Source organism: Nocardia rhamnosiphila NBRC 108938 (assembly GCF_000720425.1).
Classification (GTDB): domain Bacteria; phylum Actinomycetota; class Actinomycetes; order Mycobacteriales; family Mycobacteriaceae; genus Nocardia; species Nocardia rhamnosiphila.
The window spans coordinates 50,128-70,683 of the sequence record NZ_JOAJ01000009.1 but is presented as its reverse complement, the minus strand read 5'-3'; the positions used below and the strand labels follow the sequence as shown (position 1 = coordinate 70,683).

The following is a 20,556-nucleotide window of genomic DNA, read 5'->3' as shown; positions in this document are numbered from 1 at the left end:
GTAACACCCGATGTCGGCAGGGAGGGGCGGGGCCGCTATTCCACGTCGTCGGCGAGCAGGGTCGGCCGGTAGTACCGGCCGTTGTAATACAGCAGGGGGGCCGCGGATGCTTCCTCGCCGGTGTCGTCGTGCACCCGGACCACCCGGCCGACCACGAAGGTGTGATCACCGATCGGGATGAGCTGCTCCACGGTGGTGCGCAGCCACAGCGGGGTGCCGTGCAGCACCGGTTCGCCGGTGTCCAGGGCGCTCCACAGGGCGGGATCGTTGAACCGGTGCGCGGCGGTCCGGGCGAAACGCTGGGCCAGGTGACGCTGGTGCTCACCGAGGAAATGGATCACCACGGACTCGGCGGCGGTCAATGCCTCCAGGCTGGAGGACGTGTGGCTGATGTTGAACGAGACGAGCGGCGGGTCGAGGGACAGCGAGGCGAACGAGGTCGCCGTGAAACCGACCGGACCGGCGGCCGAGCCGAGCGTCACGATGGTGACGCCGGACGGGTAGTGGCGCATCGAGGCGCGGTACTGCTCGGCGGTGATACCGCTGAGGTCGTCGGGGATCCGGATTCCGGTATCGGGCCGTGGTACTTCGGTCACCTCGCCGACGCTACGCCCGGAACGGCGTGCCGCAGCGAGCTGGTCCACTGTCCGGGAGGCCGGCGAGCGAGGTCAATCCAGGTCGATGGACAGCCCCGCGGTGATCCGCAGCAGCTCGGTGTAGGAGGTGCGGAAGACGGTTCCCGGGCTGCCGCCGGCGGCCCACAGTTCGCGGTGACCGGACAGTCGCGCATCCACCCAGGTGGGCAGATTCGCCGGGTGACCGATGGGCGCCACACTGCCCGGCAGCTGGCCGGTGTAGCGCATCACCAGATGGGGTGGTGCGGGAATCAGCGTGCCCTCGAGGCGTGCGCCGGTACGTTCCGGATCCACCCGGTGCGCCGCCGAGACCAGCAGCAGGATCGGTTCGTCGCCGAGTAGGAAGACCTCCGAATGCACGAGCGCCCCGAGTTCCACCTCCATCGCCTCGGCGGTCTCCGCGGGACCGGTCGCCGATTCCGGCGCGGTGACGATCAGCCCGTGGTGACCGCGAGCGATCAACGTATCCGAGACCCGGCAGGTTATCTGTGGAAGCGACCTGCGCATGGGCACAGGGTAGAGCGATATACAGTGTCCCGCGCGACTTTCCCCACTCACCGGACGAGGTCTTTTTCGGCCCCGGCCCGGTCCCCGGACCGCGGCCGGTCCGGTGCGCGCCGCCCACCGCCCGCCGTACCCCCTTAGGCTGGGCAGATGACAGATTGGCAGGCTTTCACCGTCGAAACCGACGATCACGTCGCCCGGGTGACCCTCACCGGGCCGGGTAAAGGTAATGCGATGGGCCCGGATTTCTGGCGGGAGCTGCCGGAGATCTTCCACGGCCTCGACGCCGACCCGGAGGTCCGGGCGATCGTGCTCACCGGCTCCGGGAAGCACTTCTCCTACGGCCTGGATCTGCCCGCGATGAGCGGCACCTTCGGCCCGCTGATGGCCGACCGCGCGCTGGCCGCCCCGCGGACCGATTTCCTCGCCGATATCCGGCGTCTGCAGGCCTCGATCACCGCCGTCGCCGAATGCCGCAAACCGGTGATCGCCGCGGTGTCCGGCTGGTGCATCGGCGGCGGCCTGGACCTGATCGCCGCCGCCGATATCCGCTACGCCAGCGCGGAGGCGAAGTTCAGCCTGCGCGAGGCGAAGGTCGCCATCGTGGCCGACGTGGGATCGCTACAGCGGCTGCCGGGGATCATCTCGGAGGGCCACCTGCGTGAACTCGCCTTCACGGCCAAGGACATCGACGCGGCCCGGGCGGAGAAGATCGGCCTGGTCAACGATGTCTTCGCCGACCAGGAGGCCGCCCTGGAGGCAGCCCACGCCACCGCCCGCGAAATCGCCGCGAACCCGCCGCTGGTGGTGCAGGGCGTGAAGGATGTACTGGGACAACGGAACTCCGCCGCGGTAGCCGAAGGCCTGCGCTACGTCTCGGCTTGGAACGCCGCCTTCCTACCGTCCGAGGACCTGACGGAAGCCATCCAAGCGGTCTTCGAGAAGCGAACCCCGGAGTACAAGGGCCGCTGAACGCCGCGCCCTCGGCAGGTCTTGCCGAGTACGGCTGCCCGCGGGCCCGGATGCGAGCTCAGCCCGGGCGATCGAGTCACCATGCGGCCCCGGACGTCGACTGCCGACGCAACCCGCATGCGTCGAGTTTTACGAGACACCTCAAAGGTTGAGGCCCGTCTCGCCGTTTCGGCCTCGAAGCGCATGCGCGAAGCGCGAGTCTCGAGGCCGAAACGGCGAGACCAAGGGGGCCTCAACCCCGCGGCGCCGAAGGCGCCGCCAATAAACACAGCACCTTCACGAGCAGGTTCACGCTCTCGCCTTCACGAGCGAGCTCGCACCCCACCTTCACCAGCGGCTCACACCCCGCCTTTGTCGGTGGAGCCCACCTCTCCGCCTACCAGGTCAGTGAGAGGCCCCCCGCGCTCGCGGGCGGAGGCGCTCCCCGGGCTTCGTGGGCAAGCCTGCTTCCCGCCTTCACAGGTAAGCCGCACACCGACCCTCGCGACGGACGTAGCTGCCTCACCTTCCCGAATGAGCGTGCCACCTGGCCTCTACCTGGAGCGCACGCTCACCCCGTGAGCAGAACCCCTGTGCCCTGGAGGACGTCACCGACCTCGCGGTCCGGCCGGCTCGCAGGAGTTCCGCCCACCGGGCTCAGTGGCCCTGTTCCTCCAGACGCTTGAACGACGCCTGGATCTCGGCTTCGGCTTCCGCCCGGCCCACCCATTCCGAACCCTTGACGAACTTGCCCGGCTCGAGGTCCTTGTACCGCTCGAAGAAGTGCTTGATGGCGGCCAGTTCGAATTCCGGGACGTCGCCGAGGTCCTGGATGTGGTCCCAGCGGGGGTCGCCGGCCGGGACACAGAGGATCTTGTCGTCGCCGCCGGCCTCGTCGGTCATCTTGTACATGGCGACGGGACGCGCTTCGACGATGACGCCCGGGAACACCGAATCGGGCAGCAGGACGAGCGCGTCCAGCGGGTCGCCGTCCTCTCCGAGCGTGTTCTCGATGTAGCCGTAGTCGGCCGGGTAGGCCATGGAGGTGAACAGGAACCGGTCGAGGCGCACGCGCCCGGTTTCGTGATCGACCTCGTATTTGTTGCGTGAACCCTTGGGGATCTCGATGGTGACGTCGAACTCCACGCCAGCTCCTTCCGCTGCTCTCACGATGCGCCGTGGTGGCCGGCCTCGCCGACGCACCCGGTTGTTCGCCGAGAACGGTAGCCGAACACCGATATTGTTGTCGGCGGGCACATGGGTTCAGTGGGGGCTCGGGTGTGATAGTCGGGGACAAGGGAGAAGACGGGCAACGTGGTGGTGCAGGGCGGCAGCGGTAGGTATGGTTCGGCCACGCGCCGGCGCCGCGGTGTACGGACTTGGTCGATCATCGTGCTGGTGGTGCTGGCCGGGGCGGCGGCGGTGGCCGCGGTGATCCTGAAACCGTGGACGCCGGAGTTCCGGCACGGTGGGCTCACCATCGCCGCGCCGCCCGCACCGGCCATCGTTTCCCCGGAGGTCGCGCCGGCCCCGGATACCGCGCCCGCGCCGAGTGCGGCGGGTGTCGCGGCGGCGCTCGGGCCGGTGGTCGCCAGTCCCGATCTGGGTGGTTTCGCCGGATCGGTCACCGATGCGGCCAGCGGCACCGTGTTGTGGAGTGAGCGCGCCGACGAGCCGCGGGTGCCCTCGTCGACGGCAAAGATCATGACCACCGCGGCGGCGTTGCTCACTCTGCCCGCCGATCAGCGAGTGCAGACCAAGGTCGTCGCGGGTTCGGCGCCCAACGAGATCGTGCTGGTGGCCGCCGGTGATCCCACGCTCACCGCCCAGCCGGGCGGGCAGGGTTACTACCCGGGTGCGGGGAGTCTGCTGGATCTGGCCGCTCAGGTGCGCAACGCGGATATCCGGGCCGACACGGTCGTGGTGGACACTTCCGTCTATTCGGGCCAGACCATGGCCCGCGGCTGGGATCCGATCGATATCCCCGGCGGCTCCATCGCTCCGCTGGAATCGGTGATGCTCGACGGCGGCCGGCTCGATCCCGCGGGCGAGTATTCGCCGCGATCGGGGACTCCGGCGCTGGATGTGGGCCGGCGGCTGGCCACCGAACTCGGTCTCGACCCGGCCAAGGTGCGTATCGGTTCGGCACCGCAGGGCACCAAACGGCTGGGTGAGGTCGCTTCGGCGCCGCTGCGCGACCGGCTGCGCGACATGATGGTGTATTCGGACAATGTGCTGGCCGAGACCATCGGCCGGGAGGTCGCCCAGGCCACCGGGCGGCCGATGTCGTTCGAGGGGGCGGCGGCCGCGGTGGCGGCGGTGCTGGCCGAGCACGGTTTCGATATGACCGGGGTGACGATGTTCGATTGCAGCGGACTCTCGGTGGACGACCGGATACCCGCCCGGCTGCTGAACCAGGTCCTCAACACCGCGGCCGGCCCCGAACCGGATACCGAGCCCACCACCTCCGCTCCCGCCCCGCTCGCGCCGCCGCTGGGTGCGGGCGCGGGCCGGCAGGCGCAGCCGGAACCGGCCGCCGCCACGCTTACAAGCCGTTTGGTGCCGATGCTGGACTATCTGCCGGTCGCGGGCGGTACCGGCTCGCTGAGCAGCAGATATGTCACCCAGAACCAGGGCGGCGCCGGCTGGGTGCGCGCCAAGACCGGAACATTGTCGGTGGCCAGTACGTTGGCTGGTTACGTGCTGGATCGTGACGGCCGGGTCCTGACCTTCACACTGATGTCGAGCGATCGGCCCCCGGAGGTCAGTCGGCCCGCTTTGGACGCCGTCGCGACCACGTTGCGCAACTGTGGATGTTCCTGACGGCTGGAGGGCGCATGACGATTCGACAAGGTCCCGACGGGCCCGGCGCCCGGACAGTGGCCGAGAACGGCGGCTCCGGTGGCGAGCACGAGCGACGTACGTTTTCGGGTTCGGTGGATTGGCGCTGGGCGGCCCGTACCGGTGCCGCGCTGGTACCGGCCGGGCCCCGTACCTCCCGGCCGGCCGCGGAGCAGGCGGTAGCCGAGCTCAGCGAGGCCTCGGTGCGCGCCGAGGCGCCCGTGCGGGCGGTGACCGGCCTGCTCGACGACCAGCCCGTTCCCGCGGCCCGGATCGTGGACCGGCCCGGCTGGATCGGGGCGGCGGCCGATTCCATGTCGCAGCTGACCGGCACCGGAACCACGGACCGGTCCGGCCTGTTCACCGGTAAACCGGCCGGGGTGCAGGTGGGCGCCATGCTGGCGTTCCTGTCCACCGCGATCCTGGGCCAGTACGACCCGTTCACCGGTCCGGATGGCACGCTGCTGCTGGTGGCCCCGAATATCGTGGGGGTCGAGCGCGCGCTCGCGGTGCCGTCGGCCGATTTCCGATTGTGGGTCTGCCTGCACGAGGTGTGCCACCGGGTCCAGTTCTCGGCGTCGCCGTGGCTGGCCGGGTATATGCGCGAGAACGTCGAGGTACTCGGCGAGATCGGTGACGAGGCGACCTCGGAGATGCTGTCCCGGTTGCTCACCGAGGTGAAACTGCGGCGCAGCGGCCAGGTTTCCGACGACCCGGCCTCGCGCGGCGTGGTGGGACTGCTGCGGGCCACTCAGCCGCCGGAACAGCGGGCGGCACTGGACCGGCTGCTGCTGCTCGGCACTCTGCTGGAGGGGCACGCCGACCATGTGATGGACGCGGTCGGCCCGAGTGTGGTGCCCTCGGTCGAGCAGATCCGGATGGCGTTCGACAAACGCCGGACCCGGCCCGCGAACCCGGTACAGCGCCTGCTGCGCGCGCTGCTCGGTATCGACGCGAAGGTGGCGCAGTACGTGCGCGGGAAGGCCTTCGTCGACGAGGTGGTGGGCACGGTGGGCATGGAACGGTTCAACGTGGTGTGGACCGATGCCGAGACGCTGCCGCGCACCGACGAGATCGACGAACCGCGGCGCTGGATCGCCCGCGTCCTGGACTGAACGGTGCCCTCCGCCGAACAGCGGCCGATCCGGTTACCGGAGACGCCCGCGGTGCTCGGTGTGCGGCAAGCGGTGCGGGCGTGGCTGAGCGCGTTCGGCCCGGAGAGTCGGTGTGTGGCCGTCGCCCTGTCGGGCGGCGCGGATTCCCTGGCGCTCACCGCTGCCGCTCTCGCCGAATCCGCGGAAGTGCATGCCTTGATCGTGGATCACCGGTTGCAGGACGGATCGGATGTGGTCGCGGCGACGGCCGCGGCGACGGCCCGTTCACTGGGCTGCCGGTCGGCGCGGGTGCTGCCGGTCGAGGTGGGCGGGCCCGGCGGGATGGAGGCGGCGGCACGGCACGCGCGCTACGCGGCGCTGGCGGACGCGAGATCGGGTCTGCCGGTGCTCTTGGGCCACACCCTCGACGATCAGGCCGAGACCGTACTGCTGGGACTCGGGCGGGGGTCGGGCGCGCGGTCGATCCAGGGGATGGCCCTGAGCGACGGCCCGTGGGGCCGGCCGCTGCTGGGGGTCCGCCGGCAGACGACCCGGCGGTTCTGCGCCGACCTCGCGCTGACGCCCTACGAGGATCCGCACAACAGCGCCCCCGAGTTCACCCGGGTACGACTGCGTGCCGAGGTGCTGCCCCTGCTCGAGGAGGTGCTCGGCGGTGCGGTGGCGCCGGCGTTGGCCCGGACCGCCGAACAGTTGCGCGAGGACAATGCCGCTCTGGACGCGTTCGCCGGCGAACTGCTGTCGCGGGCCGGCACCGGAACGCCGGTCTGCGCTGTGCTGGCGGAGGCCGCCGTCGCGGTGCGCCGCCGGGCGGTGCGGGCGTGGCTGCTCTCCCAGGGCGTTCCCGGGGTGACGGGAACACATATCCGCGGTATCGACGACTTGGTGGTGGCCTGGCGGGGGCAGGGCGGGGTGGCCGTGGGAGGCGGTGAGCGGGGGACCCGGTTGGTCGTCGTTCGCGAGCATGGCAGGCTGACACTTGCCCGCACCGATCGGGAACGCCGAGACCGAAGGGAAACCAGTTGACGTGTACGGGGACGATATCGATTCGGTCTTGATCACCGAAGAAGAAATCGCGGCGAAGGTCAGCGAACTGGCCGAACTGATCGCCAAGCGGTACCCGGCCGACGCACCGGAGGGCGATCTCCTGCTGATCGGTGTGCTCAAGGGCGCTATTTTCTTCATGACGGATCTGGCCAAAGCTCTGCCGATGCCGACTCAGATGGAGTTCATGGCCGTATCGTCCTACGGGTCCTCCACGTCGTCGTCCGGCGTGGTGCGCATCATGAAGGACCTGGACAAGGACATCGCCGGCCGCAATGTGCTCATCGTCGAGGACATCATCGACTCGGGCCTGACCCTGTCGTGGCTGATGCGTAACCTCTCCACCCGCAACCCGGCCTCGCTCGAGGTGGTGACGCTGCTGCGTAAACCCGACGCGCTGCGCACTCAGGTCGAGGTCGCCAATGTGGGGTTCGATATCCCGAACGAATTCGTCGTCGGTTATGGCCTCGACTACGCCGAGCGTTACCGGGATCTGCCCTATATCGGCACGCTGCACCCGCGGGTCTACGGCGGCGAACAGGCCTGAAACGAATCGTGGCCAGGTGGGCTCGCCCACCTGGCCACGACTCGTTTCGCCGGGTCAGGCCGGGATGGCGGGGGGTGCCGCGAAGCCGCCGGACACGGCCCGCTGGCCGAATTCCAGAATCGTCGGCCGGGTGTCGTCGGCGCGCCAGGCCACCGCGAGCTCGCACGGCGGGAGACCGGTGACCGGACGGGCGGTGAGTCCGGGCCAGCGGTACATCGGCACATTGTTCTCGGCGAGCAGGCACAGGCCCAGTCCGAGGCCGACGGCCTCGAGCCGGTCCTCGGGGGTGGCCGCTTCGGCGCCGATGGTGGCGGGGCGGCCGTTGCGGGCGTCGTTACCGAGCCAGAAATCTCGGATGGCGCCGGCTTCGGCGGGCAGCGCGATGAACCGTTCGTCGAGCAGGTCCGCGAAATCGATCATTTCCTGATTGGCGCGGGGGTGGTTCTCCGGTAGGAGCACCCAGCGGCGCTCGGTACGCAGTACCTGCCAGCGGTAGCGGTTCTGGTCGGGCAGGGGCAGCCAGACCAGCGCCAGATCGGCCTGGCGGCCGGCGAGGCCACTGGACGGGTCGGTCCAGGCGGCGGGGTGCAGGGCCAATCGGTGGCCACTGGCGCTCTCGAGATCGTGCAGCAGCCCACGGCCCAGCGTCGACTGCAGGCCGACGCGCAGGACTTCGCCCGCCTCCTGCAGGGAGCTGTTGGTGGTTTCCCAGAGCTCCAGGATCTTGCGGGCGCCGCTGAGCAGTTCCTTACCGGCAACCGTGAGCGCGACACTGCGCTGGTTGCGATCGAACAGGACCACATCGAGCTGACGTTCCAGCTGCCGGATCTGACGCGACAGGGTCGGTTGGGCGATGTGCAGCCGCTGGGCGGCGTTGGTGAAGTGCAGTTCCTCGGCGACGGCGACGAAATACCGCAGATCGCGCAAATGCGGGTCCATAGCACCTTGCTATCAGAATCGTTGCTGAATTTCCAGCCCTAATTTGTTCAGTGGGTCCGCATATCGGGTCCGAAACAGTCAGCAGGTTTGTTAGTGACAGCTTATGGGGTGGCGCGGTGATGTGCATCATCAGTTCTTCGCATCGCCGACGGCCGGGCGATACGACGTAAAATACGGCGCGTTTGCCGTGGTAGGGCTGTTTGTCCAGTCCGTGCTGTCACCTCGGCCTATGGAGCTCCGGTTCGGTCCGAAGGCGGTCGGGCGAAACGATTTCGCGCCACCGTGTGATCGACTATGTACGTCAAGTGACATTGATCACAATAGGGTTTCGGTGGGGTCCCGATGGACTCGTGGCGGTGCGCCGCGACCCGTCCGGTGACGGACCGCGGCGCGGCGGCAGCGGCTCCGGGTCAGCTTCCCCGGACCCGGTCCTCGTAGGCCTTGCGCTCATCGGCGTTCACATCGTCGAGGAAGGTCTGGGCCGACCCCATCGACCGCCCCAGGGCGTCCCCCACCGACTGCGGCAGCAGATTCACGAACACCGACATGGCGCCCGCCGCCCGGGTGACGCGAGCCTTGGACCGGGGCTTGGCGATCAGCCGGACCACCGCCGCCGCGATATCCTCCGGCTCCGCCGCGGGCAGGCCCTTCGGCGCCGCCACCCCGGAACCGAGTTCGGTCCGGGTGAGCGTCGGTAGCACCGAGGAGAACGCCACACCGGTGCCCCGGTACTCCTCACGCAGGGTATCGGTGAAACCGAGCACCGCGTGTTTGGAGGCGTTGTAGGTGGCCAGACCCGGAATATGCGTCTCGCCGGCCAGCGACGCGATATTGATGATGTGGCCGCTGCCGCGGGCGAGCATGCGCGCCAGCGCGATCTTGGACCCCAGGATCACGCCGTAGACATTGATTTCCAGGATCCGCCGGGTGATCTGGTCGGCTTCCTCGACCAGCCGCCCGGTCGGCATGATGCCCGCATTGTTGATCAGGACATCGATCGGACCGATCTCCCGTTCCACATCGTCGAGGAATGTGGTGAAGGACTGGATATCGGTCACGTCGAGCCGGCCGTAGTAGTCGAAATCGTGGTCGGTGCCCGATTCCTTGACGGTCTTCTCGTCGATATCGCCGATCGCGATCTTGGCGCCCAGTTTCTCCAGGGCGACCGCGGTGGCCAGGCCGATACCGCGGGCGCCACCGGTGATGACGACGACCTTGCCGCGAATGGATTCGGTCTTACTCGCCACGGTTGTCTCCCTTGAGTCGCAGCAGCGCGGGAATATCGATCCGGCGCATACCGCGCGCTCCGGCCGCGCGCATGGCGCCGAGCCCGATCAGGATCTTGTTCAGGTCATAGGGCATCCAGGTGAGTTCGCGTTCCTGGGTGGGCAGTATCGGCGTGGTGATCGCCTTGGCCCGGCAGTACTTGCGCACCCCGTTCGGGCCGCCCCATCGCGCGCCGACACCGGAATCGCCCCAGCCGCCCATCGGCAGCGCGAAATTGAACAGGTTGGCGAAAACGTCGTTGATATTGACCGCGCCCGCCTGCAACGCCCGCGCGACCCGTTCGCCGCGTGCCTTGTCTCCCGTCCACACCGTCGCGGACAGCCCGTACACGGAGTCGTTCGCCAACCGGATGGCCTCGGCCTCGTCGGCCACCTTCATGACGGGCAGTGTCGGCCCGAAGGTTTCCTCGGTGATACACGACATGGTGTGGTCGACATCCACCAGCACGGTGGGCTCGAAGAATGTGCCCACACCCGTCCGCTTGCCACCGGTCAGGACCTTCGCGCCGGCCGCTACCGCTTCGTCGATATGCCGCTGGACGATGCCGACCTGATTCTCGTTGGCCATGGCGCCCACATCGTTGCGGGGTGTGCGATCGTCGCGGCCCTGTCGCAGGGATTTGACGTTGGCGGTCAGTTTGGCGACGAACTCGTCGTAGACGGGCGCCTCCACATAGACCCGCTCGACCGAGATACAGACCTGTCCGGAATTGAACATGCCGCCGAAGGCGATGCCGTGGGCGGCGCGGTCGAGATCGGCATCGGCCAGCACGATGGCCGGGTCCTTACCGCCCAGTTCCAGGCTGTAGGGGATCATCCGGGCGGCGCAGGCCGCCGCGATCCGGCGGCCGGTCGCGGTGGAGCCGGTGAACTGGATGTAGTCGGCGTGCTCGACCACCGCCGCGCCGGTGGCGCCCGCGCCGGTGACGACGGAGAGCACCGGGGGAGCGCCGATCTCGGCCCAGCCGCGGGCGAGTTCGAGCGCGGAAAGGGGGGTCACCTCGGAGGGTTTCAGGATCACCGCGGCGCCGGCGGCCAGCGCCGGGATCACATCGAGCAGCGGCATGGCCAGCGGGAAGTTCCACGGCGTGATCACACCGACCACCGGATACGGCTCGAATACCGTGGTCAGCCGTTTCACCCGGGACAGCGGGCTGTGCGGGGCGGGATGCTCGTCGGCGAGGAATTTGGCGGCGCGGCGCGCGTAATAGCCGATGAGGTCACTGCCGAAGATCGGGTCGATGAGCGAATCGACCCGCGGTTTACCTGTCTCGGACTGTAGGACGTCGGCCAGCACCTCGGTGTTGTCGATGATCCAGTCCTGGAGTTTGAGCAGCCATTCCTTGCGCTCGTCGGCGCCGATGGCCTGCCATGCGCGCTGGTGTTCACGCAACTCGGCGATGGCCGCGACCACCTGCTCGGCGGACATATCCGGTACCGAGCCGACCACCTCTCCGGTGGCGGGATTCAGGACTCGGATCTCCGAGTCCCGGGGCGGGTCCACCGTTTTCACCGTGGCGTCGGGTTGTCCCGATTCGGTTTTGGTCACTGCGTTCTCCCACTGCGTCGTGCTCGGAACCGCTGGGGCCGATCATTGTGAATCAGCTCACCGGATCGATCGTGACACACTGTGCGAGACACCGCGCCCGGTCGCGGTGTCCGATGCCGGGATCTATTGGGATTCGCGAGCCAACCGGCGCAGTGGCGGCTCGGTTGCCGGGGGCACCCGGCGGTCGGGTAATTCGGCGAGCAGTTCGGTGGTGGCCGCGGCGACGGCGGCGACGGCTTTGTCCACGGCGGGTTTGGTGGCCGAGCTCAACCCGGACAGGCCACCGACCTTGCGCACGTACTGCAGTGCGGCGGCATAGATCTCCTGCTCGGTAGCGGCGGGCTCCAGACCTCGCAAGACGGTGATGTTTCTACACATGAATGCACATTAGCGCTGCAACACAGCCCGTGACAGGCCAAGGAACAAATGTGAAAATACGTTGCCCGGGCCGGGCGGGGCCCGCGCGTCCTAGACTCACGGTATGGCTGCTGCCGGATTGCCCACGCCGACCCCTTTTCCCTATCCGGAGCTCGACAAGCGCGAGGAGGACCACTGGTCCGGCGCGCAGATCGACGACGACCGCCTGCGCGCGTTGTCCCTGGGCGCCTTCTACTCGGCGCGCTGGGACGCATTCCATGACGCGCTCCTGCTGGGGCCCGAACGCGACCATCCCCTCGGCGACCGGCGTGAGCTGGCCATCGACACCCTCACCGGGGCCTGGGGTATCACCGACGGCACCGAGGCGCGCGCGTCCATGGAACAGCTGCTCGAGGGGATGCACGCCCCGCTGTACGCCCTGGTGCATCCATTGGTCACCGCCTCGCTGAATGCCAGCGAACGCGACCGGTTCGGCGAACGCGCCGATCGGCACCGCGCCTTCCTGCGGCAGGTCGCCTCGTTCCGCGGTATCGACAATTCCGAGGCCCTCGTCCGCGACTACGACATCTGGTCCCAGGCGATCAAAATCGGTTTCACCGACCATCTGTCGCGTCCCCTGCCGGCCGATATCCACGCCTGGGATCTGGCGCGGGTGGTCGCCGTGGCGCGTATGTCCTACACCGCCGGCTATATCGAAGCCGATGTCGCGTGGGATTACCTGGGCCGGGCGCTTCCGCTGGCCCAGCGTAAGTACCGCAACTGGCGGCAGTTCGGCGATGCCTACCTCACCGGCTGGACGTATTGGCAGGCCTGTGAGGACCTGGCGGAGCTGAAAGACGGTGGCGTCGATCGCCGCCTGGAACTGATGCGCCTGTGGCTCCGCCCGAGCAGCCCCTGGCGCCGCATCGGTTTGGTGTAGCGCACTCCGGCTACTGCCACCGATGCGGCTCGCCCGCGGGAGCTACCCCTGGGTGGCCAGCCATTGGTCGAAGGTCGTCGGGGCGATTCGCGCGTGCTCGGCGGGCAGCAGTGTATTACCGGCCATTTCCGGCCCGAACAATGACGACCAGGTCGGCACCAGCCGGACCGAGCGACCCCGCGCCTCGTTGGTGCGGCGGGCCATATCGACCAGGTCCTGTGGTTCCGGTCCCGCGATATCGCGATAGCGGCCCTGCGGCGCGCCGGTCGCGACCTCGGCGAGGATATCGGCGACGTCGGCCGGGGCGATCGGCTGGACGAGCAGCGGCGCGAGGGTGGCGACGCCGTCCTGTTCGGTCCACCCGGTGACGGTCGCGGCGAAATCGTGGAACTGGGTTGCCGCGACGATCGTCCACGGCACCTTTCCCTGCTCCACCAGACGTTCCTGCTCCCGCTTCCCTGCGTAGTGCGCGTTGCCCTCCACTCGGTCGATACCGACGATCGACAGCAGGACATGGTGTCCCACCCCGGCGCGCTGTTCGGCCGCCAGCAGGTTGCGGGTGGTGCCGCCGAGATAGTCGACGACCTCGTCGCGGTCGGTGCTTTCGACGCTGGTGGCGTCCACCACGGCATCGACGCCGGTGAGGGCGGTGTCCAGTCCCGCGCCGGTGCGCAGGTCGACGCCGAGTGAGCGGCTGATGCGGACGACCTCGTGGCCGGCGGCGCGCAGCGCATCGACGGTGAGAGTTCCGATATTCCCGGTGGCGCCGGCGACGGCGATTCGCTTGGTCATGGGGCTGTCTCCTCCAGCGGTGGTCTCCTACTACCGGAACATTATCTCGGACTAAATAGATCCGCAATATCTTGGATAGAATCGCAGGCATGAAGTTGCCGGTGAGTACCGAATGGCTGTTGCACTGCGCTACATCACTGGCGCAGCTCGAACCGGGAACGACCGCGTCGGCGGCGCAGCTGGCCCAGTACTTCGATCTGCCGGCGCCCTACCTCGCCAAACAGCTCCAGGCCCTGGTCCGCGCCGGCCTGCTGAGCGCCACCACGGGCCCCCGGGGCGGATTCCGGCTGGCCCGGCCCGCCCGGGAGATCACGCTGCTGCAGATCGTCGAGGCGGTGGACGGCGGCGCCTCGCCCTACGAATGCCGCGAAATACGTCAGCAGGGTCGCGGCGGACTGCCCGTGGAGGAATGCCGCGAGCCGTGCCTGCTCGCCGTGAAGATGGCCGAGGCGCACGAGGCGTGGCGGGCGAGTCTGGCCGCCACCTCACTGGGCGATCTCGTCGCCGAGCTACCCGAATGGGCTCCGGAACGGACCCGTCGACGCCTCGTGGGGTCGCAATAGCCGGAACCGGTACCGGTTCGGTCCGGCTCGTCGGGTGCGGCCGCGCCGACTCGGCCGGTGGCGGCCGCTCGGCCGCGCGCCGCTCCGCATACCCGGCCCCACGCTCCGGAGGTCCCCGCCCGGCCGGCCGTGACTCAGATGCCCGGAAGTGAGCGCAGAATCCCGCGGCCGTACCGCTGGAACTGGGTGTCGTCGACCATGCCCAGGGAATGCCGCTCCACCAGCAGCTCCCATTCCGAGTACAGATGCGCGACGCTGGGATCTGCGGGACCGGCCGCACCGTCCACGGCCACCAGCCGCACGGCGAAGTTGATCGCGGTGGCCAGCCGTTCGGAATCGGCGCGATCCATCGCGGTGAAGTACATCGTCGTATTGCCGTCGTGTACTTCCACCAGGGGACGGCGGTCCCGCACCCGGATGTCCTGCACCACCGAGACCGCCTCCTCGGTGGCGCGGGCCCGCATGATGACGGGGATCGGCAGTTCGTGGGCATACGCCTCGCCGGTGCCGAGCGAGACCAGCAGCAGCCGCGTCGTGGTCACGGTGAGCAGGCAGGGGTCGTCCTCGCCCACCGGCGGGTGCGCGACGACACTCGCGGTTTCCAGCACGTATTCGTCGGGGGTGACGTAACCGGCCAGATCGGCCACCGCGGCCTCGCCCCGCCCGGTCGCCGACATCCGGCGTACCGCCCGCTCCACATCGGCGCGTACCGGCCCGTGCTCGGTCTCTTCGGTGGGCGGCGCGATCAGCTCGGGAGCGGCGATGTCGATCCGCTGCGCGGCCAGGATCTGGTCGTTGATGCGAGAGACGATGCCCGCGGCCGCCGGTACATCGTGTTCGGCGATCAGCACGGGCAGCGGGGTCCGGTCGGCCGGAACGCCGACCAGCACGGGGGTCGGATAGCGCAGATATATCTCGATGACCACCGCGTCGTCGGCTCGCCGGCTGAGTCGCACCTCCAGTAGGTCGGTCACCGCGACGTCGAGGACTCGCTCGCCGTCGCTCTCGGATTCGCCGTCGGCACCGGGACGCAGGACGACCAATCGCCCTTCGCCGTGCCGCACGATCGCTGTGGGTGTCCGTAACTCGACTATGTCCATACCCCCTGCTCGGGTCGTACGCGATCATCATCGGTCCAACATGCGTGCCATGATTGTGATCACTACGAGATATCACAGAACACGACCCCGGGAACCACCGTGGTTTTCCGGCCGTTTACCTCTTGAACTGCATCACCTGCCGAACTACTGGCTTGCGACGAGTCAGGAAGCGCGATGTTTCGACTAGACCGTACGCGGTAACGTGGCATGTCCGCACCCGAATCCGCCCACCGGGCGGCAACGGATGCGGGTTGCGCCGCCCGAGAACGACGCATCGCTAGGCAAAACGCGGAGACGCCTGAAAGGACTGGCCGCCCGGCCGACGCTCTATGAACCGCAAGACAGTGTTTCGCACCCTGGCGATAATCGCGGGCATTCTGCTCGTGATCTATCTGTTCAGTTACTTCGGCAACGACACCCGCGGCTGGCAGAACGTCGACACGTCGGTGGCGATCAGCCAGCTCGCCGACAAGGAGAACGTCGCCCACGTTCAGATCGATGACCGCGAACAGCAATTGCGGATCGAACTGAAGAACGGGAACGACGCCACCCAGGGCGCCGACAAGATCATCGCAAAGTATCCCGGCGGCAGCGATACCTCGGCCCAGATCTTCAAGGCCGTTCAGGATTCGGGCGCCCAGTACAACACGGTGGTCAAACAGGAGAGCTGGGTCACCCAGATCCTGCTGTTCGTGCTGCCCATGGTGATCCTGCTCGGCCTGTTCATCTTCGTGATGTCGCGCATGCAGGGCGGCGGCCGCGGCGGCATGATGGGCTTCGGGAAATCCAAGGCCAAACAGCTGTCCAAGGATATGCCCAAGACCACATTCGCCGATGTGGCCGGTGCCGACGAAGCGGTCGAAGAGCTCTACGAGATCAAGGACTTCCTGCAGAATCCGGTGCGCTACCAGGCGCTGGGCGCCAAGATCCCGAAGGGCGTCCTGCTCTACGGCCCCCCCGGCACCGGTAAGACGCTGCTCGCGCGTGCCGTGGCCGGCGAGGCGGGCGTACCGTTCTTCACCATCTCCGGCTCCGATTTCGTGGAGATGTTCGTCGGTGTCGGTGCCTCCCGCGTCCGCGACCTCTTCGAGCAGGCCAAGCAGAACAGCCCCTGCATCATCTTCGTCGACGAGATCGACGCGGTCGGCCGTCAGCGCGGCGCCGGACTCGGCGGCGGTCACGACGAACGCGAACAGACCCTCAACCAGTTGCTGGTCGAGATGGACGGCTTCGGCGATCGCACCGGCATCATCCTGATCGCCGCGACCAACCGCCCCGATATCCTCGACCCCGCCCTGCTGCGGCCCGGCCGGTTCGACCGGCAGATCCCGGTCAGCAACCCGGACCTGGCCGGCCGTCGCGCCATCCTGCGGGTCCACTCGCAGGGCAAACCGATCTCCCCGGAAGCCGATCTCGACGGTCTGGCCAAGCGCACCGTCGGTATGTCGGGCGCCGATCTGGCCAATGTCATCAACGAGGCCGCCCTGCTCACCGCGCGGGAGAACGGTTCCACCATCACCGGTGACGCACTCGAGGAGTCGGTCGACCGGGTGATCGGCGGCCCGCGCCGCAAGAGCCGGATCATCAGCGAACACGAGAAGAAGATCACCGCCTACCACGAGGGCGGCCATGCGCTGGCCGCCTGGGCGATGCCCGATATCGAACCGGTCTACAAGGTGACGATCCTGGCCCGCGGCCGCACCGGTGGGCACGCGATGACCGTGCCCGAGGACGACAAGGGCCTGATGACCCGCTCGGAGATGATCGCCCGGCTGGTCATGGCCATGGGCGGACGTGCGGCGGAGGAACTGGTCTTCCACGAGCCGACCACCGGGGCATCCTCCGATATCGACCAGGCGACCAAGATCTCCCGCGCGATGGTCACCGAATACGGTATGAGCGCCCGGCTCGGCGCTGTGCGGTACGGCCAGGAACAGGGCGATCCCTTCCTGGGCCGCTCCATGGGCACCTCCTCGGACTACTCACACGAGGTTGCCGGCGCCATCGACGTCGAGGTCCGCAATCTCATCGAGGCCGCGCACACCGAAGCGTGGGCGATCCTGAGCGAGTATCGCGATGTGCTCGACGATCTGGCGACCGCGCTGCTCGAACGCGAAACCCTGCACCGCAAGGATCTGGAAACCATCCTCAGCGTGGTGCAGAAGCGGCCCCGGATCACCGCGTTCAACGATTTCGGCGATCGCGTGCCGTCGGACAAACCGCCGGTCAAGACTCCGGGTGAGCTTGCCGCCGAACGCGGCGAACCGTGGCCTCCGCAACCCGCCGTCCCCGCCGGCGTCGGCCCGCTCGACCCCGCGCCCGCCGGGAGCGTGCCGCAGCCCGCGGGCTTCCCCGGTGGCGCGGTCCAGCAGCCCGGCTACGGCCGGCCGCCCAGCGGCTACCCGGCGCCGGCGCAGCCCGCTCCCAGCTATCCCCGCGGCGCCACACACGGCTCCCGGCCGGACTACGGCGCCCCCGCCGGCTGGTCGGCGCCCGGATGGCCGCCGCGCGAGGATCCGCAGGCCCCGCCTGCCGACCGCGGCTACAGCGGCGGGCAGGAACAGCCCCGGTACTCGCATCCCGACCAGGCGCCCGCGCACGACCGCGGGCCCGACGAATCCGGTTACGGCTCCGGTGAGGATTCCGGACATGGTGGCCCGCACTCCTCCTGGGACAGCCCGAACGGTCGGCAGTAAACCGGCGCCGATTACGCTCGGAGGGGTTCGGCGCCCGGTGTGTACTGCCGGGCCCGAGATGTGGAGGTGTCCTCGAATGTCGACCGATCAGCAGACCAACGGCTACACGGCCGATATCCCCGCCGAGCTGGGTGAGAGCGGCGAGCCCGCCGCGGAGCTGGTCGCGCTGCACACCGGTAGACGCTTCGATCAGCCGCGCGCCGAGGCGGCGGTGCGCGAACTGCTCCTCGCGGTCGGCGAGAACCCGGACCGGCCGGGGCTGCTCGATACCCCCGCCCGGGTGGCCCGCGCTTATCGGGAGATGTTCGCGGGGCTGTACGTGGAACCGGACGCGGTCCTCAACACCACCTTCGACGAGGAGCATCAGGAACTCGTCCTGGTGCGCGATATCCCGATGTACTCGACCTGCGAACATCACCTCGTGTCGTTTCACGGCGTCGCCCATGTCGGATATATCCCGGGCCCGCACGGCCGGGTGACCGGGCTGTCCAAACTGGCCCGGCTGGTCGACCTCTATGCCAAACGTCCGCAGGTGCAGGAGCGGCTCACCAGTCAGATCGCCGACGCGGTCATGCGGAAACTGGATCCGCGCGGCGCGATCGTGGTGGTCGAGGCCGAGCATCTGTGCATGGCCATGCGCGGTATCCGGAAACCCGGCGCCAGCACCACCACCTCGGCCGTCCGCGGAATCCTGCAGACCAGCTCGGCCTCGCGCGCCGAGGCCCTCGACCTGATCCTGCGCAAGTGAGCGACCAGCGCACGGCCGTGGCAGTACCCACCCTCACCGGCGTGCGGCCGCGTCCCGGCGTGGAGCCACGCCCGGGCCGCTCCTGTGTCGTGATGGGTGTGGTCAACGTGACCAGCGATTCCTTTTCCGACGGTGGCCGCTATCTCGATCCGCAGCGGGCGATCGAGCACGGTATCCGGCTCTACGAGCTGGGCGCCGACATCATCGATGTCGGTGGTGAGTCGACCCGGCCCGGCGCCGTGCGCGTCGAGGTGGAGACCGAAGTCGACCGGGTGGTGCCGGTGCTGCGCGGGCTGGTCGCGGCCGGGATACCGACCAGCGTCGACACCATGCGGGCCCGGGTTGCCGAAGCAGCCGTCGCGGCCGGGGTCACGGTGATCAACGATGTCTCGGGCGGCCGCGCCGACCCGGCGATGGCCGCGGTCGTCGCCGCTGCCGATATCCCGTGGATCCTCATGCACTGGCGGGCCGCGTCGGACTACCGGCACACCGGGCCGGCCGACCACTACGACGATGTGGTGGCCGAGGTCCGTTCCGAGCTGGGAATGCAGGTGCGGCACGCGATCGACGCGGGTGTCGATCCCGCCCGGATCATCCTGGACCCCGGTCTCGGATTCGCGAAGACCGCAGAACACAACTGGGCGCTGCTGGGAGCCCTGGACCGCTTTGTCGCCGACGGGTTTCCGGTGCTGATCGGCGCTTCGCGGAAACGGTTCCTGGGGTCGCTGCTGGCCGACGGTGCCGGCCCGCGCCCGCCCGCCGGCCGGGAAACCGCCACCGCTACCGTTTCCGCGCTCGCGGCCTGGCACGGTGCCTGGGGTGTCCGGGTCCACGATGTGCGTGGTTCGCAGGACGCCCTCGCCGTGACCGACGCCTGGCGTCGCGCGCAACGGCCGGGAACGCCGCGGTGAGCGCACCGGTACCCGGCCCGGACCGGATCGAGCTGCGGGGGTTGCGGGTTTTCGGCCGGCACGGAGTTTTCGAGCACGAACGCCTCGACGGGCAGGAATTCGTGGTGGACCTGACCGTCTGGTCGGATTTCGGCGCCGCGGCGGCCACCGACGATCTCACGCGTACCGTCGACTACGGCGCGCTCGCGGAGCTGGCCGTGCGGATCGTGGCGGGTCCGCCGCGGCATCTCATCGAAACCGTCGCCACCGAGATCGCCGACCGGGTACGCGAAGTGCCCGGGGTCGCCGATGTCGAGGTGGTGCTGCACAAACCGGCCGCGCCCATCCCGCACGAATTCGCCGATGTGCGGGTCGTCACCGCGGGCCGCCGGGAGCAGGGGTCGCCGTGACGCGTGCCGTGCTCTCGATCGGTTCGAACAAGGGAGATCGGCTCGGACTGCTGCGCAGTGTCGTCGCCGGGCTCGGTGCGCGGGTGCGCGCCGTATCACCCGTCTACACCACCGCGCCGTGGGGCGGGGTGGAGCAGGACGATTTCCTCAATGCCGTGCTGGTGGCCGAGGACCCGGACTACGACTGCCGTGCCTGGCTCCGGCACGGACAGCGGTTGGAGCAGGCCGCCGGGCGCGAGCGGGCGGTGCGCTGGGGTGCCCGGACCCTCGACGTGGACATCGTCACCTGCGCCGAGCGGGCCGGCACCGGACTGAATGTCCTGCGCAGTACCGATCCCGAACTCACCCTGCCGCACCCGCAGGCGCACCACCGCGCGTTCGTCCTGATTCCCTGGCTGGATGTGGAGCCCGACGCGTCCTTGGCCGTCGACGGGACCGAACGCGGCGCGCGCGAACTACTGGCGGAGCTGGACCCCGCAGAACGCGACGGTGTGCGGCGCACGGAATTCACGCTCCTACCCGCCGCCAGGACGTTGCCATGACGCGATACTGCGATACTGCGATACTGCGGTACCTCCGCCTTCGCTGCGGCCTCCGCGGACCGTATGTGTCTTTTTCGAGGAGCGTTCCGTGACTCTTGGGGGCGGTCGTA

Annotated in this window: 21 protein-coding genes; 12 read left to right on the top strand and 9 right to left on the bottom strand. The window is 68.7% G+C overall.

Annotated features, from left to right (window positions below):
* Positions 1–35 precede the first annotated feature (35 nt).
* Complete coding sequence (locus tag IG75_RS0127095; RefSeq protein ID WP_036515412.1) at positions 36–596, bottom strand: flavin reductase family protein; 561 nt, start codon at positions 594–596, stop codon at positions 36–38.
* Between the two features lie 72 nt (positions 597–668).
* Positions 669–1,142, bottom strand: a complete 474-nt coding sequence (locus IG75_RS0127090; RefSeq protein ID WP_030524169.1) for a YbaK/EbsC family protein — start codon at positions 1,140–1,142, stop codon at positions 669–671.
* Between the two features lie 147 nt (positions 1,143–1,289).
* Here IG75_RS0127090 and IG75_RS0127085 point away from each other — a divergent pair, with 147 nt between their 5' ends.
* The gene (locus IG75_RS0127085; protein ID WP_030524168.1) at positions 1,290–2,111 is read left to right on the top strand and encodes a crotonase/enoyl-CoA hydratase family protein; all 822 of its coding nucleotides are present in this window, start codon (positions 1,290–1,292) and stop codon (positions 2,109–2,111) included.
* 636 nt (positions 2,112–2,747) lie between these two features.
* On the opposite strand, the gene IG75_RS0127080 is transcribed toward IG75_RS0127085, so the two are convergent.
* Complete coding sequence (locus tag IG75_RS0127080; protein WP_030524167.1) at positions 2,748–3,236, bottom strand: inorganic diphosphatase; 489 nt, start codon at positions 3,234–3,236, stop codon at positions 2,748–2,750.
* 171 nt (positions 3,237–3,407) lie between these two features.
* On the opposite strand from IG75_RS0127080, the gene IG75_RS0127075 reads away from it, so the two are divergent.
* The 4 genes from IG75_RS0127075 to hpt are packed head-to-tail and all read left to right on the top strand — an operon-like array spanning position 3,408 to position 7,634.
* Positions 3,408–4,913 (top strand): D-alanyl-D-alanine carboxypeptidase/D-alanyl-D-alanine-endopeptidase, encoded by a 1,506-nt coding sequence (locus IG75_RS0127075; RefSeq protein WP_036515410.1) that lies wholly within the window; start codon positions 3,408–3,410, stop codon positions 4,911–4,913.
* Positions 4,914–4,927: 14 nt separating this feature from the next.
* On the top strand, positions 4,928–6,046 hold the full coding sequence (locus tag IG75_RS0127070; protein ID WP_081877164.1) for a zinc-dependent metalloprotease: 1,119 nt from the start codon (positions 4,928–4,930) through the stop codon (positions 6,044–6,046).
* A 3-nt stretch (positions 6,047–6,049) separates the two neighbouring features.
* Positions 6,050–7,069, top strand: coding sequence for a tRNA lysidine(34) synthetase TilS (gene tilS, locus IG75_RS0127065; RefSeq protein ID WP_373863763.1), 1,020 nt, complete (start codon positions 6,050–6,052; stop codon positions 7,067–7,069).
* A gap of 1 nt (position 7,070) precedes the next feature.
* Positions 7,071–7,634: a hypoxanthine phosphoribosyltransferase gene (gene hpt, locus IG75_RS0127060; RefSeq protein ID WP_030524163.1), complete on the top strand. Its 564-nt coding sequence runs from the start codon at positions 7,071–7,073 to the stop codon at positions 7,632–7,634.
* Positions 7,635–7,688: 54 nt separating this feature from the next.
* On the opposite strand, the gene IG75_RS0127055 is transcribed toward hpt, so the two are convergent.
* The 4 genes from IG75_RS0127055 to IG75_RS0127040 all read right to left on the bottom strand — a co-directional run bounded on the left by IG75_RS0127055 (position 7,689) and on the right by IG75_RS0127040 (position 11,786).
* Positions 7,689–8,573 (bottom strand): LysR family transcriptional regulator, encoded by an 885-nt coding sequence (locus tag IG75_RS0127055; protein WP_030524162.1) that lies wholly within the window; start codon positions 8,571–8,573, stop codon positions 7,689–7,691.
* A gap of 410 nt (positions 8,574–8,983) precedes the next feature.
* Complete coding sequence (locus tag IG75_RS0127050) at positions 8,984–9,820, bottom strand: SDR family oxidoreductase (RefSeq protein WP_030524161.1); 837 nt, start codon at positions 9,818–9,820, stop codon at positions 8,984–8,986.
* Positions 9,810–11,408, bottom strand: coding sequence for an aldehyde dehydrogenase family protein (locus IG75_RS0127045; protein WP_030524160.1), 1,599 nt, complete (start codon positions 11,406–11,408; stop codon positions 9,810–9,812). Before IG75_RS0127045 ends, IG75_RS0127050 begins: the two co-directional genes overlap by 11 nt.
* A 123-nt stretch (positions 11,409–11,531) precedes the next feature.
* Entirely contained in the window at positions 11,532–11,786 is a 255-nt protein-coding gene (locus IG75_RS0127040) for a DUF2277 domain-containing protein (RefSeq protein WP_030524159.1), read from the bottom strand.
* 103 nt (positions 11,787–11,889) lie between these two features.
* Between IG75_RS0127040 and IG75_RS0127035 the strand changes: the two genes are divergently transcribed.
* Positions 11,890–12,705, top strand: coding sequence for a DUF1266 domain-containing protein (locus IG75_RS0127035; protein WP_030524158.1), 816 nt, complete (start codon positions 11,890–11,892; stop codon positions 12,703–12,705).
* Between the two features lie 42 nt (positions 12,706–12,747).
* Here the strand turns inward: IG75_RS0127035 and IG75_RS0127030 are convergent, their stop codons facing one another.
* Positions 12,748–13,497 (bottom strand): SDR family oxidoreductase, encoded by a 750-nt coding sequence (locus tag IG75_RS0127030; RefSeq protein ID WP_030524157.1) that lies wholly within the window; start codon positions 13,495–13,497, stop codon positions 12,748–12,750.
* A gap of 89 nt (positions 13,498–13,586) precedes the next feature.
* On the opposite strand from IG75_RS0127030, the gene IG75_RS0127025 reads away from it, so the two are divergent.
* Positions 13,587–14,060 carry an RrF2 family transcriptional regulator gene (locus IG75_RS0127025; protein WP_030524156.1) on the top strand — a complete coding sequence of 158 codons (474 nt, stop codon included), beginning with the start codon at positions 13,587–13,589 and terminating at the stop codon, positions 14,058–14,060.
* 134 nt (positions 14,061–14,194) lie between these two features.
* Here IG75_RS0127025 and IG75_RS0127020 read toward each other — a convergent pair whose 3' ends face one another.
* Complete coding sequence (locus tag IG75_RS0127020) at positions 14,195–15,160, bottom strand: hypothetical protein (RefSeq protein ID WP_030524155.1); 966 nt, start codon at positions 15,158–15,160, stop codon at positions 14,195–14,197.
* 329 nt (positions 15,161–15,489) lie between these two features.
* Between IG75_RS0127020 and ftsH the strand changes: the two genes are divergently transcribed.
* The 5 genes from ftsH (at position 15,490) to folK (ending at position 20,446) form a co-directional block, all read left to right on the top strand.
* Entirely contained in the window at positions 15,490–17,856 is a 2,367-nt protein-coding gene (ftsH, locus tag IG75_RS0127015) for an ATP-dependent zinc metalloprotease FtsH (RefSeq protein ID WP_030524154.1), read from the top strand.
* 76 nt (positions 17,857–17,932) lie between these two features.
* Positions 17,933–18,604, top strand: a complete 672-nt coding sequence (folE, locus tag IG75_RS0127010) for a GTP cyclohydrolase I FolE (protein ID WP_030524153.1) — start codon at positions 17,933–17,935, stop codon at positions 18,602–18,604.
* 92 nt (positions 18,605–18,696) lie between these two features.
* Entirely contained in the window at positions 18,697–19,515 is an 819-nt protein-coding gene (folP, locus tag IG75_RS0127005) for a dihydropteroate synthase (RefSeq protein ID WP_051715028.1), read from the top strand.
* Positions 19,512–19,904 (top strand): dihydroneopterin aldolase, encoded by a 393-nt coding sequence (gene folB / locus IG75_RS0127000; protein WP_030524151.1) that lies wholly within the window; start codon positions 19,512–19,514, stop codon positions 19,902–19,904. The genes folP and folB overlap by 4 nt, the downstream gene beginning before the upstream one ends.
* Positions 19,901–20,446: a 2-amino-4-hydroxy-6-hydroxymethyldihydropteridine diphosphokinase gene (gene folK / locus IG75_RS0126995; RefSeq protein ID WP_030524150.1), complete on the top strand. Its 546-nt coding sequence runs from the start codon at positions 19,901–19,903 to the stop codon at positions 20,444–20,446. The genes folB and folK overlap by 4 nt, the downstream gene beginning before the upstream one ends.
* Positions 20,447–20,556 lie beyond the last annotated feature (110 nt).